This window comes from Ruegeria pomeroyi DSS-3, from assembly GCF_000011965.2.
Taxonomy (GTDB): Bacteria; Pseudomonadota; Alphaproteobacteria; order Rhodobacterales; family Rhodobacteraceae; genus Ruegeria_B; species Ruegeria_B pomeroyi.
On the sequence record NC_003911.12, the window covers coordinates 3150180 to 3169643 of the forward strand.

Consider the following 19464-nt stretch of genomic DNA (forward strand, 5'->3'; position numbering starts at 1 on the left):
TCAACCCGCCGCTTCTTCTGTTTGAAAATACCTCGGGGCCCGGGGCAGCGCCCCGGTCCTGCCCTTTCGGCCCTCACAGCGGCCAAATCAGCGGAATCAGTGCCGAGACCAGCACCCCCATGGTCAGGTTCAGCGGAATGCCCACCCGCATGAAATCGGTGAACTTGTAGCCACCCGGCCCATAGACCAGCATATTGGTCTGATAGCCGATCGGCGTCGCAAACGAGGCCGAGGCCGCGATCATCACCGCGACCACCAGCGGGCGCGGGTCGATCCCCATCGCCTGAGCAAGGCCGATGGCGATGGGGGTGACCACCACCGCCACCGCGTTGTTGGATACCAGCTCGGTCAGCACCGAGGTCAGCAGATAGATCGCCCAGATCACCAGGAACGGCGGCAGGCTGCTCAACCCCGGCGCGATCGCCTCGACGATCAGGCGCACCGCGCCCGAGCTTTCCAGCGCCGCCCCGATGGCCAGCATGGCAAAGATCAGCGCCAAAAGCCGCCCATCGACGAACGAGAACGCCTCGTCCGCATCGATACAGCGGCTGCCCAGAACCAGCGCCACCGCCAGCACCGACAACAACAGGATCGGCGCCACGCCCAGACCGGCCAGGGCCACGATCCCCACCAGCGCCACAACGGCGATGGGCGCATGACCACGCCGATAGGCCCGCACCGAGGGATGCGAGACATCGACCATCTCCATATCGGCCGCCAGCCGCTGGATATCGCCCGGCGCGCCCTCCAGCAGCAGCGTATCGCCCACCTTGACGACCAGCTGGTCCAGCTGGCGCCCGATATTCTGGTTGCGCCGGTGCACGGCCAGCACATAGACGCCATAGCGCCGCCGCAGGCGCATCTCGCCCAGCGAGCGGCCCACCATGCGGCAACCGGGGGTGATCAGCACCTCGACCGTGGCGGTTTCGACCGCCGAAACCTGGTCGACCCGCTTCAGCTCCTTGTTGCGCTGCAGGCTGAGGAGTTCGGTCATCTGGGTGCGCAACACTACCCGGTCCCCCACCTGCAACTCGACCCCTTTCAGGTTGCGGCGCAGCGACAGATCGCCCCGGATCACGTCGATCAGGCGCACGCCGGGCCGCTTGAACAGCTGCACTCCCGTAACCTCGCGCCCGATCAGGTTGCTGTCGGGCGGGATCACCGCCTCGGTAAAGAACTTCATCTTCGAGCGGTCGCTGAGCAGGGTTGCCATGCTGTCACGTTCGGGCAGGAACCGGGGCGCGACGAAACGCAGATAGATCATGCCCCAGGCCACCACTGCGATGCCGAGCGGCGTGACCTCGAAAATGCTGAAGGCGGCCATGCCTTGCGCGCGCGCGACCCCATCGACCAGCAGGTTGGTCGAGGTGCCGATCAGCGTCAGCGTACCGCCCAGGATCGCAGCATAGCTGAGCGGGATCAGCAGTTTCGACGCCGCCACGTTCAGGGTGCGCGCGATCTGCACAAAGACCGGGATCATGACCACCACAACCGGCGTGTTCGACACAAAGGCCGAGGCGATCACCACAAAGGCCATCAACAACCCGATGGCAAAGCGCGCATTGGTCTGCGCATGCCGCTGCGCGATCGAGGTAAACGCATCCAGTGCCCCCGTCCTGACCAGCGCCCCCATGATGATGAACATGGCCGCGATGGTCCATGGCGCCGGGTTGGCCAGCACCGGCAGCGCGGCGTCATAGGGCAGCACCCCGGTGACCAGCATCGCCGAAACCCCCAGAATGGCCACGACCTCGGTCGGATAGCTCTCGCGCAGGAACAGCAGGAACATCGTCAGCACGATGGCCAGCGTGACCAGCGCGCCGGCGGTATCGGTCAGGTGGAGGAATTGCATCTCGTGTCAGTCTTGCCCGAATGCGCCCGGCGACAGTGCCGGCTGGCATCTTCCCGTATCGGCAGAGCTTCGGCAAGCCCACGCGTACAGCCCCCGGGGCGGGGCGATCACGGGCCCGATTGCTGCAACTGCCCGCCCACCCGGACCATGGCGATGCGGGTGGCCGCGCCCCCTTGGGGCGCGGTCTCGACATAGACGCCCGAGACCGTCGCCTCGCCCAGCGCCGGGGTGAACCGCGACTTGGCCATGCCGGTGATGAACCGGCGCATCGGCTCGGCCTTCTCCATGCCGATCACCGAATGATAATCGCCGCACATGCCCGCATCGCTCAGATAGGCGGTGCCGCCGGGCATCACCATCGCATCGGCCGTGGGCACATGGGTATGGGTACCCACCACCAGGCTGGCGCGCCCGTCGCAGTAATGTCCCATCGCCATCTTTTCCGAGGTCGCCTCGCAATGCATGTCGACGATCACCGCATCGGCCAGACCGCCACGCGGATGTGATTTCAGCACCGGCTCGATCGCCGAGAACGGATCGTCATAGGGTCGTTTCATGAAGACCTGACCCAGCACCTGCGCCACCAGCACCTTGCGCCCACCCGGTGCGGTGAACAGCCGGTGGCCGCGCCCCGGCGCGCCCTTGGCATAGTTGATCGGCCGGATGATGCGCGGCTCGGTCTCGATATATTGCAGCATGTCCTTCTGGTCGAAGGCATGATCGCCCAGCGTCAGGCAATCGGCGCCCGCATCCAGCAGCGCCTTGGCATGTTCGCCCGAAAGGCCCATGCCGTTCGAGGCGTTCTCGCCATTGACCACCACGAAATCCAGCTTCCACTCTGCCCGCAATCGCGGCAGGTGTTCGCACACGGCCTGGCGCCCCGCGCGGCCCATCACATCGCCAAGAAACAGTATCTTCATGCCTTTGGTCCTATGAGGCGGCGCGCTCCGGGGCAACCCGGAAAATGCAAAGGGGGCGCTGCCCCCGTCGCCTTCGGCGCCTCCCCCGGAGTATTTTCAACCAGAAAGAAGCAGGCGCGTGATCGGGCTTCTTTCTGGTCAAAAATACTCAATGGCGCTCGGGCCGAACCCGGGCGAAAGGTCAGAAGCTCAGCACCCGGCTTTCGGTGACCACCATGTCGAGCGGCTGGTCGGTGGGTTCCAGTGGCAGCGCCTCGGCCTCTTGCGCATCAAAGGCGAAGCCGATAGCAAGCGTGGCGCGTTTGGCCCGCAACCCCTGCAAGGTGCGGTCGTAGAAACCGCCGCCATAACCCAGCCGCCCGCCCCGCGAGTCAAAGGCCACCAGCGGCACGATCAGGATCTCGGGTTCCATCCAGTCGTCGGTCTCGGGCACCATGGCGCCAAACGGCCCCTCGCGCAGCGGGCCCTCGGGCGACCACAGCGAAAACCGCAGGGGCAGGCCCGCGCCCTGGATCACCGGCACCCCGACGGGGCCATGGGCCGCCGCCTCGGCCATTGCGGGCAGCGGGTCGATCTCGGTCCGGATCGGCATGTAGCCCGACAGCGGCACTCCGCGGTAGCCGGCCAGAACCTCTGAAAGCCGTCCCGCCGCCCCGGCCGGGCAGGCATCGAATGCCGCCTTGCGGCGGGCAAAGGCCGCCTTACGCGCGGCGGCCTTGATCGCGGTCAGGTCGTCCATGACCCCTCCTAGAGCAGAAAGACGGAAGCCAGCCCCAGAAAGGCAAAGAACCCGACAACATCCGTTACCGTGGTCACGAAGGTGCCCGAGGCCAGCGCCGGGTCGATCCCGGCCTTTTCAAGAAGCACCGGAATCCCGGCCCCGGCAAGCCCGGCCACGACCAGATTGACCACCATTGCGGCAGCGATCACCGGACCCAGCAGCGGCAGGCCGAACCAGACATGGCCCACGATCCCCATCACCACCGCAAAGACCGCGCCATTGACCAGCCCCACCATCACCTCACGCCGCAACACCCGGCCCAGGTTCGACCCGGTCAGGTCGCGGGTCGCCAGCGCCCGCACCGCAACGGTCAGGCTCTGGGTGCCGGCATTGCCGCCCATCGAGGCGACGATCGGCATCAGCACCGCCAGCGCCACCACGTTGGCAATCGTGCTTTCGAAGATAGAGATCACCAGCGAGGCCAGGATCGCCGTTGCCAGGTTCACCGCCAGCCAGGGCAGGCGCTGCCTGGTGGTTTCCATTACCGTATCCGACAGGCTGCTTTCGCCGACACCGGCCAGGCGCAGAATGTCTTCCTCGTGCTCTTCGTCCAGAACGATCATGGCGTCATCGATGGTGATCACGCCCACCAGCCGCCCCTCGGCATCCACAACGGGGGCCGAGATCAGGTGATACTGGTTGAACGCATAGGCCACGTCCTCTTCATCCTGATCGGCGGGGATGATCTGAAACGTCTCTTCGGCCAGCGTGCTCAGCGGCACCTCGCGCCGGGCCGACATGATCCGGCCCAGCGTCACATTGCCCACCGGATGCAGGCGCGGGTCGACCAGGACCACGTGATAGAACTGGTCCGGCAGGTCGTCCGAACCGCGCATGAAGTCGATGACCTCGCCCACCGTCCAATGTTCGGGCGCCATCACCACCTCGCGCTGCATCAAGCGCCCGGCAGAGCCTTCGGGATAGGCCAGCGCCTGTTCGACAGCGACCCGGTCGGCATCTTCAAGCGCGTCGAGAATGGTTTCGTGATCGCTCTCTTCGAGGTCTTCGAGCAGGTCGACCACATCGTCGCTGTCCAGCTCACGCACCGCCTCGGCCAGAACGTCGGGGTTGAGCAGGCGCACGACCTCTTCGCGGATGCCCTCATCGAGTTCCGACAGGATCTCGCCATCGAATTCGCGGTCATAGAGCCGGATCAGCCGGGCGCGGTCAAAGGTGTTGATCTGTTCCAGCAGGTCGGCGATGTCGGCCGCGTGCAGCGGCTCCATCAGTTCGATCAGCTGGTCGCGGTCATCGGTGTCGACCGCATAGAGAATCGCGGCCACGTGGCGGCGATCCAGCTCATAGGCGTCCTCGTCGCGGGGCTTGTCCTGGTCTGGCGTTACTGTGCCGGTCGTCATACGCGCCCCCTGTTCGAATTGGCGGCAAGTTAGTAGAAGCTGCTATAGGAAAACAATGGCAATCGCGGAATTTACGGCCCCGCATCGCATGCATTAGCTTGGCCTTCGCCTGAAATGCCCAGAGGAGACCGGCACATGACCGGACAGACCATTTTGCGGGGGCGGGTGCTGTCCTTTGTGCAGTCCCCCTTTGATACCGCGCCCGAAACGGCCGTCCGCGAAAACGAGGCGCTGCTGATCGAGGGCGGGCATGTGACGGCGGTCGGCAGCTGGGACGCGCTGCGGCGCGAAGCCCCGCAGGCAGAGGTAAGTGATCACGGCGAACGGGTAATTCTGGCCGGCTTCGTGGATGCGCATGTGCATTATCCCCAGACCGCGATGATCGCGAGCTGGGGCAAGCGGCTGATCGACTGGCTCAACACCTATACCTTTCCCGAAGAGCGCAAGTTCGCCGACCTGACCTATGCCTCCGAGATCGCGGCCCGGTATCTGGACCTGACGGCGGCGCATGGCACCACCACCATGTGCAGCTTCTGCACCATCCATCCCGAGAGCGTGGAGGCGTTTTTTGCCGAGGCACAGGCGCGCGGCCAGCGGGTGGTCGCGGGCAAGACCTGTATGGACCGCAATGCGCCAGATTTCCTGCGCGACACGGCACAGAGCGCCTATGACCAGTCCAAGGCTCTGTTGCAGAAGTGGCATGGGGTGGACCGGATCTCCTATGCGATCACGCCTCGGTTTTCGCCCACCTCGACGTCGGAACAGCTGGATGCGATGGGTGCGCTCTGGGCCGAGCATCCCGATTGCCTGATGCAGACCCATCTGAGCGAACAGACCGACGAGATCGAATGGGTCAAGGGCCTCTATCCCGAAGCGCGCGATTATCTGGACACGTACGAGCAGCATGGGCTCCTCGGCGGGTGCGGACTGTATGGCCATGCCATCCACCTGGAGAAGCGCGAGCGTGACCGGCTGCGCGAACATGGCGCCGGGCTGATCCATTGCCCGACCTCGAACACGTTCATCGGCTCGGGCCTGTTCGACATGGCCGGGCTGATGGCGGAGGGACAGCGGATCGGGCTGGCCACCGATACCGGTGGCGGGTCCAGCTTTTCGATGCTGCGCACGATGGCCGCCGCCTATGAGATCGGCCAGCTGCGGGGCGTGCCGCTGCACGCGGCGCAGCTGTTGTGGCTGGCCACCCAGGGCTCGGCCCGGGCGCTGCGGATGGATCACCAGATCGGCAACATCGCCCCGGGGATGGAGGCGGATCTGGTGGTACTCGACCTCGCCTCCACTCCCGCCATCGCCCAGCGCAGCGCTATGGCAGACGACCTGTGGGAGGCGCTGTTTCCGACCATCATGATGGGCGACGACCGCGCCATCGCCGAAGTCTGGATCGCCGGCAGGCGGGTCTGACCGCCTTCACCGCGGGCGAAAGATTTTTCGTCGAAAAATCTTTGCCTCCGGCGAGAGTATTTTCAGCGAAATGAAGGGGTTCAGCCCATCAGGGCGCGCGCGAGCCTGTTTTGACGTTCGATCATGTGTGGCAGGTCGATAGTGATGATCTGCCCGTCGCGCACGATCTGGCGGCCCTCGACAAACAGATGTTTGACACGGGTGGGTCCGGCCAGCAGCAGCGCCGCCGGATCCCAGCTGCCAGCGCTGTTGATGCCCGAGACATCCCAGATCGCGATATCGGCGCGTTTGCCCAGCTCGAGCCGGCCGCAATCGGGCCGGCCCAGCACGTCGGCGCCGCCGCGGGTGGCGATCTCGAGCGCCTCGCGGGCCGACATGGCATCGGCGCCCCGCGCCACCCGTTGCAACAGCATCGCCTGTCGCGCCTCGCCCATCAGGTTGCCGCTGTCATTGCTCGCCGAACCGTCGACCCCCAGCCCCACCGACACGCCCGCGTCACGCATGGCGCGGACCGGGGCGATGCCGCTGCCCAGCCGACAGTTGGAGCAGGGGCAATGGGCGACGCCGGTACGCGAGCGGGCGAAGAGGTCGATCTCTTGCCCGTCCAGCTTGACGCAATGGGCATGCCAGACATCCGGTCCGGTCCAGCCCAGATCCTCGGCATATTGACCGGGACGGCAGCCGAACTGCGCCAGGCTATAGGCGATGTCCTCGTCATTCTCGGCCAGATGGGTGTGCAGCATCACCCCCTTGTCCCGCGCCAGCAGCGCCGCGTCGCGCATCAGGTCTCGGCTGACCGAAAAGGGCGAACAGGGGGCAAGGCCCACGCGACACATGCTGCCCTCGCCTGCGTCATGAAAGGCATCAACCACCCGGATCATGTCGTCCAGGATCGCGGCTTCGCCCTCGACCAGCGTATCGGGCGGCAGGCCGCCCGCGCTTTCGCCGATGCTCATGGCGCCCCTTGTTGGGTGAAAGCGCAGGCCAAGCTCGGTCGCGGCGGCGATGGTGTCGTCCAGCCGCGCGCCGTTGGGGTAGAGGTACAGATGATCGGAACTGAGCGTGCAGCCTGACAGCGCCAGTTCCGCCAGCCCGGTCTGGGCCGAGACGAACATCTCCTCGGGGCCGAAGCGCGCCCAGATCGGATAGAGCGTCTTGAGCCAGCCAAAGAGCAGCGCATCCTGCCCGCCCGGCACCGCCCGTGTGAGGCTCTGGTACAGATGGTGATGGGTGTTGACGAGGCCCGGCGTGACCACGCAGCCGCGCGCCTCGTGCACCTCACCCAGCGTGGCGAGGTTCGGGCCGATCGCGGCCACGATTCCGTCACGGATCAGGATATCGGCGCCGGCCAGCTCACGGCGGCCCGCATCCATGGTCAGGATTGTATCGGCATTTCGAATCAGGTGTTCGGTCATGGTGCACACTTCCCCTGTCGGGCCCGTTTCATAGGAAGTGTGTCTGACCGGCGGAAAACGGGCTCAAGAACCGGCTGGTTCGAATTTAGGCCCAAGCGTGGCCGGTTGCAAGCCGCTCAGACTCCGCGCAGGAAATCCAGCGCGGCGCTGTGCAGTTGTGGATTGGCCGCCGCCAGGGCCCGCCCGCCCTCATGGGCGGGGCCGCCCTGCCAATCGGTGACGATGCCGCCGGCGGCCTCGATCAAGGCGATCGGAGCCTGGATATCGACCGCCTTCAACCCGGCCTCGATCACCAGATCGACCAACCCCGCCGCCAGCAGCGCATAGGCATAGCAATCCATGCCATAGCGGGTCAGCTTGACCCGGCTCGACACGGCCCGAAACGCCGCCTCTTCAGCGGTGCTGCCAAGCTCGGGGAAAGTGGTGAACAGAACCGCATCCGACAGGTCGGTGCCCTGGCGCGTCGCCAGGGTCTGCCGGCCGAGAGGCCCCGTGACATAGGCGCCTTCGGGGGTTCCGACAAAACGCTCGCCGATATAGGGCTGATCCACGACTCCCAGGAAGGGGCCGCGCATATCCGACAAGGCGATCAGCACGCCCCAGGTGGGCGTGCCCGAAATGAAACCGCGCGTGCCATCAATCGGGTCCAGCACCCAGACACGGCCCGAGCGTCCCTCGACCTCATCGAATTCCTCGCCATGGATGCCGTCATCGGGGCGCAGGTCGGCAAGAATATCGCGCATCGCCAGCTCGGCGGCGCGATCTGCCTCAGTCACCGGATCAAACCCGGTGTCCAGCTTGTTTTCGGCTCCAAGATCCAGCCGACGGAAATAGGGAAGGATGGCCGCGCGGGCGGCATCGGCCAGTTTTTCGGCGATCTCGAGATCGGTGAAGTCAGCAGGTTTCATGGCACCGCATTGCCACCCGCCGCTCCAATTTGCAATATGCCGTTGCGGATCAGGCGACGTCGCTCAGCACACGGGCCAGCTCGAACAGGCGCCGGCGCTGGTTCTCGGGGATGGCATAGTAGGAGCGCACCAGATCCAGCGCTTCCTTGTCACCCATCAGATCCGCAGGGACGCTGGGCTTCTCTGCAACCACCTTCTCTGCCTCTTCCAGCCCTTCGAAGAAGAAGCTCACCGGAACGTCCAGGGCCTCGGCGATATCCCACAGACGAGACGCGCTGACCCGGTTGGCGCCGGTTTCGTATTTCTGGATCTGCTGGAACTTGATACCGACCTGCTCGGCCAGCTGTTGCTGAGTCATACCGATCAACCAGCGGCGGTGCCGCACACGCTTGCCCACATGAACGTCGACAGGATGGGTCATTAGATTTCTCCTCTGTTACACTGACAACCGCCCGGGCATCGGCATAAAGGGCACGGCCTGCCCCGACTATCGGTCACAGCCGCCTAATTATTCCCTAATTTCGTTGAGCGACCCGAACCGCACCACATAGGAATATGACGAAATTTGCGATTGAATTCAAGTTGGTTGAATCGCGCATCCGCTCATTGCCCCCTGGGTTGTGGCGGAATTCCACCGATACAACCCCTGAAAGGTAACGCAAGGGAAGCTTGGCGGGCTCGTTTCTCCGGCCTCGGCACAGGGAGCGCCACCCAAGTTTGACAGCCCGGGTCCAGTCGGTCTTTATGTCCGCAAATCAAGAGGAAACGGCAATGCGCTCATTCACCGTGCAAAGCGCTGGCAGCCCTGCGCAACTGATCGATCAACCGGTCCCCGAACCGGCTCCGGGGCAGGTGCGTATCGACATAAGGGCCTGTGGTCTGAATTTCGCCGATCTGCTGATGCAGAAGGGGACATATCAGGATACACCCCCCGCCCCGTTCACCCTGGGGATGGAGGTTGCAGGCACAATCAACGCCCTTGGCACCGGTGTTTCGCACCTGAAAGTCGGAGATCGAATCGCCATTTACACCGGTCAGGGCGGGCTTGCCGAACAGGGTGTCTTCGATGCCGACCGCGCCCTGCCCCTACCCGACACGATGAGTTTCGAACACGCCGCCGCCTTTCAGATCGCCTATGGCACCAGCCATATGGCGCTCGATCACCGCGCCCGGCTGCAGCCGGGCGAGACACTGCTGGTCACCGGTGCAGCCGGCGGCGTCGGCCTGACCGCAGTCGAGATCGGCAAACTGATGGGCGCCCGCGTGATCGCCCAGGCGCGCGGGGCCGACAAGCTCGAAATCGCCCGTCAAGCCGGGGCCGACATCCTGATCGACGCCGATGAGGATCTGCGCGCCCGCCTGCTCGACCTGGGCGGCGTCGATGTGGTCTATGACGCGATCGGTGGCGATGTCTTCAAGGCCGCCTTCCGCGCCGCCAATCCCGAGGCGCGCCTGTTGCCCATCGGCTTTGCCGGTGGCGAGGTACCGCAAATCCCCGCCAATCACCTGCTGGTCAGGAATCTCACCGTGATCGGTTTCTATATCGGCGGCTATCTGTCATTTCGCCCCGAGGTGATCCGCAACAGCTTTCAGACCCTGCTCGACTGGTATCAGCAGGGGCGCCTGCACCCGCATGTCAGCCACATCCTGCCGCTCGAACGCGCCGCCGAGGGGTTGGAGTTGCTGCGCAACCGCACCGCCACGGGCAAGGTCGTGATCACCCCCTGACACCCGCTTCTTTCTGAGTGCAAATACTCCCGCCGGAGGCTCCGCCCGCACCACCATCACCGCCGCCCGACGGGACCCGTCACCGCGCCACATGCGCCGAGGAGGAGGCACGACGACGAGATATCGTCTTGCGCCGCAGGCGCACCGCTTGGCAGCCCCGCCTCAACTTACCGCGCGCAGATGAGCTCCACCCATCTTGGCAAAGTTCTGGCGCACCAGATCGACCAGCGCATCGACGATCTGCCCCTTGCCGTCATTGCCGCCATAGAGGTTGATCTTGTGCGAGGGCAGTTCAGGCAAGGTATCGGAGTCGATCTGCATCAGATGCGGCGCGGCGGTGCCCTCCAGCATCGCGTGTACCGCAAGGTCGGCCGAGACGGTGGCCTCGATGGTGCGGTCATTCTCGGTCTCGACCGACAATTCCCATGGAATGTTCGCCGCATCCAGCGCCGCGATCACGCTGGCGCGGAACAGGCAGCGCCGCCCCAGCGCCAGTTTCAGCGGCCGCTGCCGCCAGGCCGAGCCGCCCGCGGCACCGATCCAGCGCAGCGGCAGTTCGGCGATGGTCTCGCAATGATCGCCCCCGCCCGGTTCGGTGGTCAGAATCACGTCACATTCGCCGCGCTCATACTGTTCCTTCAGCCAAGAGGTATAGCAGGACAAGAGCTGCACCCGCACCCGCGGATAGGCGGCGTTGAACTGCTGGAGCACGCGCGGGATCGCCGGATAGACGATGTCATGGGGCACCCCCAGCACCACTTCGCCCTCAAAGGCCTGATCGGTCAGCCGCGCGATCACCTCGTCATTCATCGCCACCATCCGGCGGGCATAGGCCAGCAATTGCTCGCCCGAGGCGGTCAACGCGATGCCGCGCCCGCTGCGGTCCAGCAGTTGTAGCCCCAGCAGTTCCTCCAGCCGCTTGATCTGCATCGACACCGCCGATTGGGTCAGATGCAGGAACCCGGCCGCCCGGGTCACCCCGCCACTGTCGGCCACCGCCACGAAACTGCGCAGGGTTGTGATGTCGAGATTGCGTATCATTCCAAACCTTGATGGGTTACTTCAAAAACATTCGTTTCCCTAATGAAGCACATCCGACCATATCTATCAAGGAAATTGATTGAGACCCAGATACACATCACGGATGAAGAAAGGACACGATATGAGCTTCGTTACCGTCTCGCACCCCTGCCGGCCTGTTCGCCGGACCCGGCTCTCGGCCTTTTACGACTTGCTGGCGCTGCGCCGTCAGCGTCAGGAGCTGCGTCATCTCGATGATCGGGCGCTGGATGACATGGGGATCACCCGCGCCGAGGCCCGGACCGAGGCCAATCGTCCGTTCTGGGACGCGCCGCATCACTGGCTGAAATAGGCCCGGACTGCCCCGTTACCGCTTCCCCCTCCTCGGCCCGCCCCGCGCGGGCCGCTTTTTCGGTACACTTAAAGGGAAATTCGACTCGGAAATACTTGAATTCACGGGTCTGCTCTCCGATATTTGACGGGAATGCCGCAGGGTAGCCCTTGCGGCCCGAGTTTGATTTCAGGGAGACCCAAATGGCTCAATTCGACACGATCCGGTCTGCTGCCGGTTCGCGCGCTGCCCAGATCGACGAGGGCCTGCGCGCCCATATGAACAAGGTCTACGGCACCATGTCCGTGGGCATGCTGATCACCTTTGCCGCGGCCTGGGCGATTTCGGGCCTGGCGGTGACCACCGATCCCGGCGCGGCCGTGGCCCAGCTGAGCGCCGACAAATACCTGACCCAGATCGGCTACTCGCTTTACGCCTCGCCGCTGAAATGGGTGATCATTTTCGCGCCGCTGGCCTTTGTCTTTGGCTTCAGCGCCGCCATCAACCGCCTGTCGGCCGCCGCCGCACAGCTGATCTTCTACACCTTCGCCTTTGTGATGGGTCTGTCGATCAGCTCGATCTTCCTGGTCTTTACCGGCCAGTCGATCATTCAGGTGTTCCTGATCACCGCCATCGCCTTTGCCGGTCTGTCGCTTTACGGCTACACGACCAAGAAGGACCTGAGCGCCATGGGCACCTTCCTGATCATGGGCCTGATCGGCCTGATCGTTGCCATGGTGGTCAATATCTTCCTGGCGTCTTCGGCCATGGCCTTTGCGATCTCCGCGATTGGCGTTCTGATCTTTGCGGGCCTCACCGCCTATGACACCCAGAACATCAAGAACACCTATCTGCAGATGGCCCATTCGGGCGATCAGGAATGGCTGGGCAAGGCTGCCATCATGGGCGCGCTGAGCCTGTACCTGGACTTCATCAACCTGTTCATGTTCCTGCTGCAACTCCTGGGCAACCGCGAATAAGCCGGGTCAGGGCCACGAGTACGAAGGGCGGGGATTTCCCCGCCCTTTTTCGTTGCACATCCGTGAAACGCTCAGCGACAGTCGAGCGGTACCGCCAGCCCGGTCGGTCGGTTGGCGCGCCCCGCCTGATAGACCTGCCCGCCCGTCAGACAGCCGGTGAGACGCGGCACCGACTGGGCAAAGGCGACATTCGAATTCTCAGGCAGGCGGTCGATCTCGCCCTCCTGCGTGCGCAGCACCGCAAACAACACCCCGTTCACCTCGACAGTGCTGAGGAACAGTTCCAGCGTGCCGCTGCCCACCTCGACCGCGCTCTGCGGATCGCGGCCACCGGCACCAATGGCGACCCCGGCCAGGCTGGCGATATCGCCCTTCTCGCTTTGCAGGCGCTGGACCGGCTTGCCCGCCAGTTCAGCCGGCACGCTGAGGCGGCGCGCCACGTAATCGGCCGATCCCTTCTCGGTGGTAAAGGTCTTGGGCTCGCCGTCGATACCGGTGAACCCCACGCCCTCGCGGTGCCACAGGCTGGCACAGGCAGACAGGGACATCAGGGCAAGGGTGGGCAACAGGATTTTCTTCATGACCGTCATGGGGTTGGTGGCAGACCTTGCAACCCTAGCCCCGCCGGGGCAGCGAAAGCAAGCGGTCCGTGCCCGGCGCCAGACCCCGGAATGAAAAAGGCCGCCCCGATGGGGCGGCCCTGTTCGGTTGTCCAAGGACACAAGATTACTTGATCTTGCCTTCCTTGTACTCGACATGCTTGCGCACGACCGGATCGTACTTCCGCACGGTCATTTTTTCGGTCATCGTACGCGCGTTCTTCTTGGTCACATAGAAGTGGCCCGTGCCCGCGGTCGAGTTCAGACGGATCTTGATGGTCGTCGGCTTCGCCATGGTTATCTCCTGCGTCCGAAAAGGCAGGGGCCTTTCGGTTGAATTCTGTCCTGAGGCTGCGCTTTTACCCGGCGTACACGCCGAGTCAATAGGGCCAGGCCGGGAAAATGCGCGCGGAGGGCCTGTAAGCCGGATTCTGTTCCAGGGTTGCCCCCTTCGATGACCATTCCTCTGGTGCGCCTGTTGCCAGGCGCCTCTAGCTGCCAACCCGACCCCTCTCGGCTGAAGCGGCCTAGCGGAGGTATCGGCCGAAACCGACGCGTCCCGCGCGGGGGTCCTATTTGGCATTGCTCCCGGTGGGGCTTGCCGTGCCGCCCCTGTTGCCAGGGGCGCGGTGGGCTCTTACTCCACCGTTTCACCCTTGCCGCGACCTGCGCGGCGGACTGTTCTCTGTGGCGCTTTCCGTCGGGTTTCCCCGCCCGGGCGTTACCCGGCACCGCTGCTTCATGGAGTCCGGACTTTCCTCGCGGGGGTTGCCCCCCACGCGGCCATCCGGCCCTCCGCGCGGCTTCGCAGTTAGGCGCTGGCAGAGGAGAGGTCAAGAGGCGCTTGCAAATGGGGCCCTGCCCCTCTTGGCCTGCGGCCAATTCACCCCGGAGTATTTTGCGCGGAATGAAGCGGCAAGGCGGCCAGATCGGCAGCGCAGAGCGGTCCGCGGCCCCAGGGGCGGTAGCGCAGGCGCAGGGCGGCCAGCAGCGTCTCGTCATCGGCGGGCGCGGTGAAACCCGTCGCGTGGGCAGCGGCGCGCAGGCGCTCGGGTGTGGGATCGTCTTCGCAAGACCCGCTTCCTGATCTTTCGGCGAGGCCAAGACGCGCCAGGCGAGCCCAGTCGAATCGCGGGCCGGGATCGCATTTGCGCCCGGGCGCCATGTCGGAATGACCGATTACACCCGCAGGCGGAATCGCCCATCGGCGCAAGATATCCGCCAGCAGGCCGTCCAGCGTGGTCATCTGTGGCGCCGAGAACGGGTGATCGCCGCGATTGTCGAGTTCGATTCCGATGGAGCGCGAATTGATGTCATCCCGCCCCCGCCATTCCCCTACCCCGGCATGCCAGGCGCGGTCGGCCTCGTCCACCATCTGCCAGAGCGTGCCGTCGGCGCCGATCAGGTAATGGGCCGAAACCTCGGCCTCGGGGTCGCAGAGACGCTCCAGCGCCGCCTTGGCGCTGTCCATGGCGGTGTAGTGCAGCACCACCAGCGACGGGGTCAGCCCGTCGCGGCGGGGTCCGAAATTGGGCGAGGGATGCCAGTGCGGCGCCACCAGGCGTCAGTTCTGTACCGCGCGGCGGAACGGCGCCGGGTCCCAGCCGCAGGCATAGCCGTCACCATCGGGATCCAGCCCCTTGCGGTCACGCTGGGGGCCGCCATTGGACAGGAACTCGATCTGGGCCTGATCGGGCGAGGCGAAGGCGGCGCAATTGCGCTGTGCCTTGGCGGCCAGGTTGAAGCCCGCGCGGCTATAGATCTGGGTGCCCTTGGGATGGCTGGTCGAAAGCGCGTATTGCACCACGTTGGGCGACCCGTCCGTATCACGCTGGGGCAATGCGGTGGGGGCCACCACCTGATAGGAGGCACGATTCTGGGCGATGCGCTCGGCATCGCTCTGGATCGACTCGCGGCTGGCGACGGCCTGGAAATCCTGCTCGTCCGAGATGCCGGGATTGCTGACCAGCGCAGGCGCCGGGTTCGAGGGGCTGGCCTCGACCGGGGCAACGCCGGAATTGCCGTTGGCGGCGGCCAGCGCCGCGGCCGTTTCCCGCGCGATATCGTCCGATGTGTCACCGGGCTGCGGGACATAGGCTGCGGTCTGGGTTGGGGCCTGGAGCGGCGCCGTGGCAGTGGGTGCGGCGGTCGAGGGGTCAAGCGGGGGCAGACCCTCGCTGGACACCGCCGAGGGCGGGATCAGCGGATCGCCGGTCACCGTCTGGCCCTGAAGCACCGCCTCGCGCTGAGCCTGGTATTCGGGCGTGTTGAAACCGACCCCGGCCGCCGAATCCGGGATCGCCGGATCACAGGCCGCAAGCACCCCGATCACGGGGACAAGATAGAATACGCGCATTGTTGCCGTCCTGCTCTTTTGCTTTGCCGACAGGTTTACCACCATTTTGAGGGCTTGGCCACAAAGCCCGCGGCCTGTTCCAGCGCATAGGCCGTATTCAGCAGATCGCCCTCTTCCCATGGACGCCCGATCAGTTGCAGGCCCAAGGGCAGCCCCTGCTTGTCTAGCCCGGCGGGCACCGACACGCCGGGCAGGCCAGCGAGGTTCACGGTGACGGTGAACACGTCGTTGAGGTACATCTGCACCGGATCGGCATCGGTCATCTCGCCCAGGCCAAAGGCGGCCGAGGGGGTGGCGGGTGTCAGGATCGCGTCCACACCGGCGGCGAAGACATCCTCGAAGTCCTTCTTGATCAGGCTGCGTACCTTGCGGGCGCGGTTGTAATAGGCGTCATAGAAGCCCGCCGACAGCACATAGGTGCCGACCATGACCCGGCGCTGCACCTCATGCCCGAACCCTTCGGCGCGGGTTTTTTCGTACATCTCGGTGATGCCGTCACCCTGTGCCAGCTTGGCGCGGTGGCCATAGCGCACTCCGTCATAGCGGGCCAGGTTCGAAGAGGCCTCGGCCGGCGCGATCACGTAATAGGTGGGCAGCGCGTATTTGGTGTGCGGCAGGCTGATGTCGCGGATCTCGGCCCCGGCGGCGCGCAGCATCTCGGTGCCCTGCTGCCACAGCGCCTCGATCTCTTCGGGCATGCCGTCCATGCGGTATTCACGCGGAATGCCGATCACCTTGCCGCGGATATCGCCGGTCAGCATCGCCTCGAAATCGGGCACGGCCAGCTCGGCGCTGGTCGAATCCTTGGGGTCGTGGCCGCACATCGCCTCGAGCATGATGGCAGCGTCGCGCACATCCTTGGTCATCGGCCCGGCCTGATCCAGCGAGCTGGCAAAGGCAACGATGCCCCAGCGCGAGCAGCGGCCATAGGTCGGCTTGATGCCGGTGATGCCGACAAAGGCGGCAGGCTGGCGGATCGAGCCGCCGGTATCGGTGCCGGTGGCGGCCAGACACAGATCGGCGGCCACGGCGGCAGCCGAGCCGCCCGAGGAACCACCCGGCGTCAGCGCCGCGTCGTCATTGCCACGGCGCCAGGGGTTGACCGCATTGCCATAACACGAGGTCTCGTTGCTGCTCCCCATGGCGAACTCGTCCATGTTGAGCTTGCCCAGCATGACGGCGCCCGCGTCGGCCAGTTGCTGGCTGACGGTGGATTCGTATTCCGGCTTGAACCCTTCAAGGATTCGGCTGGCCGCCTGACTCGGCACGCCCTTGGTGCAGAACAGGTCCTTGATGCCGATGGGCAGGCCGCACATCTTGGGCGCCTCTTCGCGCCCTTGCAGGCGCTCATCGGCGGCTTTCGCGCGCTCCAGAGCAAGCTCGGGGGTCTTGTGGACAAAGGCGTTGAGCGCCCCTGCCCCCTCGATGGCGGCAAGGCAGGCCTCGGTCAGCGCGACCGAGGTGGTCTCGCCCTTGCGCAGCGCATCGCGCGCCTGGGCCAGCGTCAGCGTGTTGAGATCGCTCATGTCTTACTCCACCACCTTGGGAACCGCGAAAAACCCCTCGCGCGCGTCGGGCGCGTTGGACAGGACCTTGGCCTGCTGATTGCCGTCGCTCACCCCGTCGGTGCGGCGCTTCAGCCGCATCGGCGTGACCGAGACCATCGGCTCGACGCCGTCAACATTCACCTCGTTCAGCTGCTCGATGAACCCGAGGATGGTGTTGAATTCAGCGGCCAGAGCCGGCAGCGCGTCCTGTTCCACCTTGATCCGGGCCAGCTTGGCCACTTTGGCGGCGGTGCTTTGGTCAATCGACATCGGTTTCCCTCATCTGCGTCAGACCCGCATTTACCGCCCCATGGGCGCGGTCGCAAGGGCAGCGGAGCGCTCGCGGTCAACCACGTCGCCGGCGCAGATGCGCCAGCGCCGCCATTGCCACGAAAATCAGCGCCACCCCCCCGGCAAAGCCGCCATTGCCCATGAACTGCATCGCAGCACCAGTGATCGGGCCACCCAGCATGCCGCCCACACCAAAGGCGATGGCGAATGCGGCGTTCCCTGCCACCAGGTCGCTGCCCGTGAACCGGTCACCCAGTTCCGACATCGCCATGGTATAGATACCCCCCGCCGTGGCGCCAAAGACAAACAGAACGCCCAGAAACAGCGGCAACCGGTCGGGCAATCCCGGCAACAGCACCGCGCCCAGCGCGGTCAGCAGTGCACAAAGCACCATCACCTGACGGCGCGAGGTACGGTCCGACAACCATCCGATGGGTACCTGCAAGGCCGTATTGCCCAGAAACGCCACCGACAGGGCCGAGGTCGCCACCGCCACCGTCAAACCCGCCGCCAGACCAAAGACCGGAAACAGCGACAGCATCGCGCCCTCCCAGAAGGCATAGACGCAGATCGCCGCCAGCAGGGTGGGCGCCCGGCGCAGGAAGCCCAGCGGCGAGACCGGCGTCTCGCCCGAGACATCCGGCGCATAGGCGCGCACCGCCAGCACCACGCCGATGGCCAGAAAACAGCAGACCGCGCCAACGGCAAACGGCGCGAATCCCTGGAACCCGATCAGCGCCAGCGTGAAGGGCCCGGCACCAAAGCCCACCGACAGCGCGGTGGCATAGATGCCCACCACCCGGCCACGCGTCTCGGGGCGGGCCAGCTGGTTGATCCAGGTCTCCGACACGATGAAGATGCCCACATCGGCCATACCCAGCATCAGACGCAGCACCAGAAAGGCACCAAAGGACCGCGTCAGCCCCATCGACAGGATCAGCAACGCCGACAGCAGCAGCGAGCCGATGGCGACCTGCCAGCTGCCGAAGCGTTCGATCAGACGCGGATAGAAGGGCGAGGCCAGCACGATCCCCAGCGGCGTCATCGCCGCGTTGATCCCGATGGCGGCCTCGCTGATGCCTTGATGCTCCAGCACCAGCGACAGCAGCGGAAAGCTGAGGCCGACCGTCAGCGCGAAAATGGTGGTGCAGGCAATCGCGCCCGCGATCCCGGCGCGGCGCGCCCCGTCACTCATCACCACCGTCATCGTCCACTCCCTGTGCGTACAGGCAGATGACGGACCCGGGCCGATCAGGTCAAGCGCCCGAAAACGAAAAGGCCCGCGCGAACAAGCGCGCGGGCCACCCAGTCAGGCGACGGGATCAGAGATCCTTGGCCGCCGTGTGCTCGATCTTGGTCCAGTTGGCCGCCGCTTTGGAGATGGTGCCGGCCTTGTCCTTCTCGAACATCTTGTAGATCTCTTCGTTCAGGAAGACATAGAGCTTGCCATCGACCACTGCGGCATAGTTCGGGTCGCCGTCGAACTTCTTGCCCACCGAGACGCCAAAGGTGCAGAAGCCGCCGTTCTGCACGGAGTAGTGATCGGGGTTGGCCTGGAACGCCTTGAGGTTCTTCTCGGAGGCAAAGTAGTAAGCCACGCCGTCATGCACGGCGGTATGCGCGGCGCTGCCTTCGCGGTTCTTGCCCTTGTCGAGCAGTGCGACCGGGTCCGAACCATGCAGGCCCAGCGGCGCGCCAGCGGCGGTCAGGCCGGGCACCACGTTGATTTCGTCGGCGGCCATGGCAGGGCCGAAGGCGAGCAGGGTCGACAGGGCGGCTGCGGTAAAGGTGATCATGCGAGACATAGTTTGGTTTCCTTTTGGTTGACTGATAACGCCCGGCCACTTGATTGGCGGGTGTGTCAGGAAACTGCATCACGAGGCCTCTGCCGTGAATGTTCAGACGTTCAAGCATCATGACAGATCGTTCAAACAGATGAACGAATAATTAATTTAATTG

General features: G+C 64.9%; 20 protein-coding genes and 1 other RNA gene. 4 read left to right on the top strand and 17 right to left on the bottom strand.

Translation table 11 applies throughout. The features are described 5' to 3' along the window. Nucleotides 1-73 precede the first annotated feature (73 nt). The 4 genes from SPO_RS14970 to mgtE form a co-directional block, all read right to left on the bottom strand. Nucleotides 74-1852, bottom strand: coding sequence for an SLC13 family permease (locus SPO_RS14970; protein WP_011048651.1), 1779 nt, complete (start codon nt 1850-1852; stop codon nt 74-76). Between the two features lie 107 nt (nt 1853-1959). Beyond that, the gene (locus SPO_RS14975; RefSeq protein WP_011048652.1) at nt 1960-2772 is read right to left on the bottom strand and encodes a TIGR00282 family metallophosphoesterase; all 813 of its coding nucleotides are present in this window, start codon (nt 2770-2772) and stop codon (nt 1960-1962) included. Nucleotides 2773-2953: 181 nt separating this feature from the next. After that, on the bottom strand, nt 2954-3511 hold the full coding sequence (locus SPO_RS14980) for a 5-formyltetrahydrofolate cyclo-ligase (protein ID WP_011048653.1): 558 nt from the start codon (nt 3509-3511) through the stop codon (nt 2954-2956). Nucleotides 3512-3519: 8 nt separating this feature from the next. Then, nucleotides 3520-4911 (bottom strand): magnesium transporter, encoded by a 1392-nt coding sequence (gene mgtE / locus SPO_RS14985; RefSeq protein ID WP_011048654.1) that lies wholly within the window; start codon nt 4909-4911, stop codon nt 3520-3522. A gap of 135 nt (nt 4912-5046) precedes the next feature. On the opposite strand from mgtE, the gene guaD reads away from it, so the two are divergent. Continuing rightward, nucleotides 5047-6330 carry a guanine deaminase gene (gene guaD, locus SPO_RS14990; protein ID WP_011048655.1) on the top strand — a complete coding sequence of 428 codons (1284 nt, stop codon included), beginning with the start codon at nt 5047-5049 and terminating at the stop codon, nt 6328-6330. Between the two features lie 80 nt (nt 6331-6410). Here the strand turns inward: guaD and SPO_RS14995 are convergent, their stop codons facing one another. From SPO_RS14995 to SPO_RS15005, 3 genes are all read right to left on the bottom strand, one after another. Further along, a complete protein-coding gene (locus tag SPO_RS14995; RefSeq protein WP_011048656.1) occupies nt 6411-7745 on the bottom strand; it encodes an 8-oxoguanine deaminase in 1335 nt (444 codons plus the stop codon). A gap of 116 nt (nt 7746-7861) precedes the next feature. Next, nucleotides 7862-8653 carry a histidinol-phosphatase gene (hisN, locus tag SPO_RS15000; protein WP_011048657.1) on the bottom strand — a complete coding sequence of 264 codons (792 nt, stop codon included), beginning with the start codon at nt 8651-8653 and terminating at the stop codon, nt 7862-7864. A 49-nt stretch (nt 8654-8702) separates the two neighbouring features. Continuing rightward, on the bottom strand, nt 8703-9074 hold the full coding sequence (locus SPO_RS15005) for a helix-turn-helix domain-containing protein (protein ID WP_011048658.1): 372 nt from the start codon (nt 9072-9074) through the stop codon (nt 8703-8705). A 350-nt stretch (nt 9075-9424) separates the two neighbouring features. Here SPO_RS15005 and SPO_RS15010 point away from each other — a divergent pair, with 350 nt between their 5' ends. After that, on the top strand, nt 9425-10381 hold the full coding sequence (locus SPO_RS15010) for an NADPH:quinone oxidoreductase family protein (RefSeq protein ID WP_011048659.1): 957 nt from the start codon (nt 9425-9427) through the stop codon (nt 10379-10381). A 162-nt stretch (nt 10382-10543) separates the two neighbouring features. On the opposite strand, the gene SPO_RS15015 is transcribed toward SPO_RS15010, so the two are convergent. After that, nucleotides 10544-11422, bottom strand: a complete 879-nt coding sequence (locus SPO_RS15015) for a LysR family transcriptional regulator (RefSeq protein WP_011048660.1) — start codon at nt 11420-11422, stop codon at nt 10544-10546. A gap of 121 nt (nt 11423-11543) precedes the next feature. Between SPO_RS15015 and SPO_RS15020 the strand changes: the two genes are divergently transcribed. Then, complete coding sequence (locus tag SPO_RS15020) at nt 11544-11753, top strand: DUF1127 domain-containing protein (RefSeq protein WP_044029321.1); 210 nt, start codon at nt 11544-11546, stop codon at nt 11751-11753. Between the two features lie 182 nt (nt 11754-11935). Further along, the gene (locus SPO_RS15025) at nt 11936-12712 is read left to right on the top strand and encodes a Bax inhibitor-1/YccA family protein (RefSeq protein WP_044028603.1); all 777 of its coding nucleotides are present in this window, start codon (nt 11936-11938) and stop codon (nt 12710-12712) included. A 71-nt stretch (nt 12713-12783) separates the two neighbouring features. On the opposite strand, the gene SPO_RS15030 is transcribed toward SPO_RS15025, so the two are convergent. The 9 genes from SPO_RS15030 to SPO_RS15065 all read right to left on the bottom strand — a co-directional run bounded on the left by SPO_RS15030 (nt 12784) and on the right by SPO_RS15065 (nt 19310). Continuing rightward, nucleotides 12784-13293, bottom strand: a complete 510-nt coding sequence (locus SPO_RS15030) for a hypothetical protein (RefSeq protein WP_144084018.1) — start codon at nt 13291-13293, stop codon at nt 12784-12786. A 145-nt stretch (nt 13294-13438) separates the two neighbouring features. After that, nucleotides 13439-13606 carry a 50S ribosomal protein L33 gene (rpmG, locus tag SPO_RS15035; RefSeq protein ID WP_007799108.1) on the bottom strand — a complete coding sequence of 56 codons (168 nt, stop codon included), beginning with the start codon at nt 13604-13606 and terminating at the stop codon, nt 13439-13441. Between the two features lie 109 nt (nt 13607-13715). Beyond that, an RNA gene (rnpB, locus tag SPO_RS22335) (RNase P RNA component class A) lies at nt 13716-14110 on the bottom strand. Nucleotides 14111-14194: 84 nt separating this feature from the next. Next, nucleotides 14195-14869, bottom strand: a complete 675-nt coding sequence (locus tag SPO_RS15040) for an N-acetylmuramoyl-L-alanine amidase (RefSeq protein WP_011048664.1) — start codon at nt 14867-14869, stop codon at nt 14195-14197. A gap of 6 nt (nt 14870-14875) precedes the next feature. After that, complete coding sequence (locus tag SPO_RS15045) at nt 14876-15667, bottom strand: hypothetical protein (RefSeq protein WP_044028613.1); 792 nt, start codon at nt 15665-15667, stop codon at nt 14876-14878. 35 nt (nt 15668-15702) lie between these two features. Beyond that, a complete protein-coding gene (gene gatA, locus SPO_RS15050) occupies nt 15703-17193 on the bottom strand; it encodes an Asp-tRNA(Asn)/Glu-tRNA(Gln) amidotransferase subunit GatA (RefSeq protein WP_011048666.1) in 1491 nt (496 codons plus the stop codon). Between the two features lie 3 nt (nt 17194-17196). Then, nucleotides 17197-17484, bottom strand: coding sequence for an Asp-tRNA(Asn)/Glu-tRNA(Gln) amidotransferase subunit GatC (gene gatC / locus SPO_RS15055; protein WP_011048667.1), 288 nt, complete (start codon nt 17482-17484; stop codon nt 17197-17199). A 76-nt stretch (nt 17485-17560) separates the two neighbouring features. Beyond that, nucleotides 17561-18712, bottom strand: a complete 1152-nt coding sequence (locus SPO_RS15060; RefSeq protein WP_011048668.1) for an MFS transporter — start codon at nt 18710-18712, stop codon at nt 17561-17563. Nucleotides 18713-18827: 115 nt separating this feature from the next. Then, a complete protein-coding gene (locus SPO_RS15065) occupies nt 18828-19310 on the bottom strand; it encodes a YHS domain-containing (seleno)protein (RefSeq protein ID WP_011048669.1) in 483 nt (160 codons plus the stop codon). Between the last annotated feature and the right edge of the window lie 154 nt (nt 19311-19464).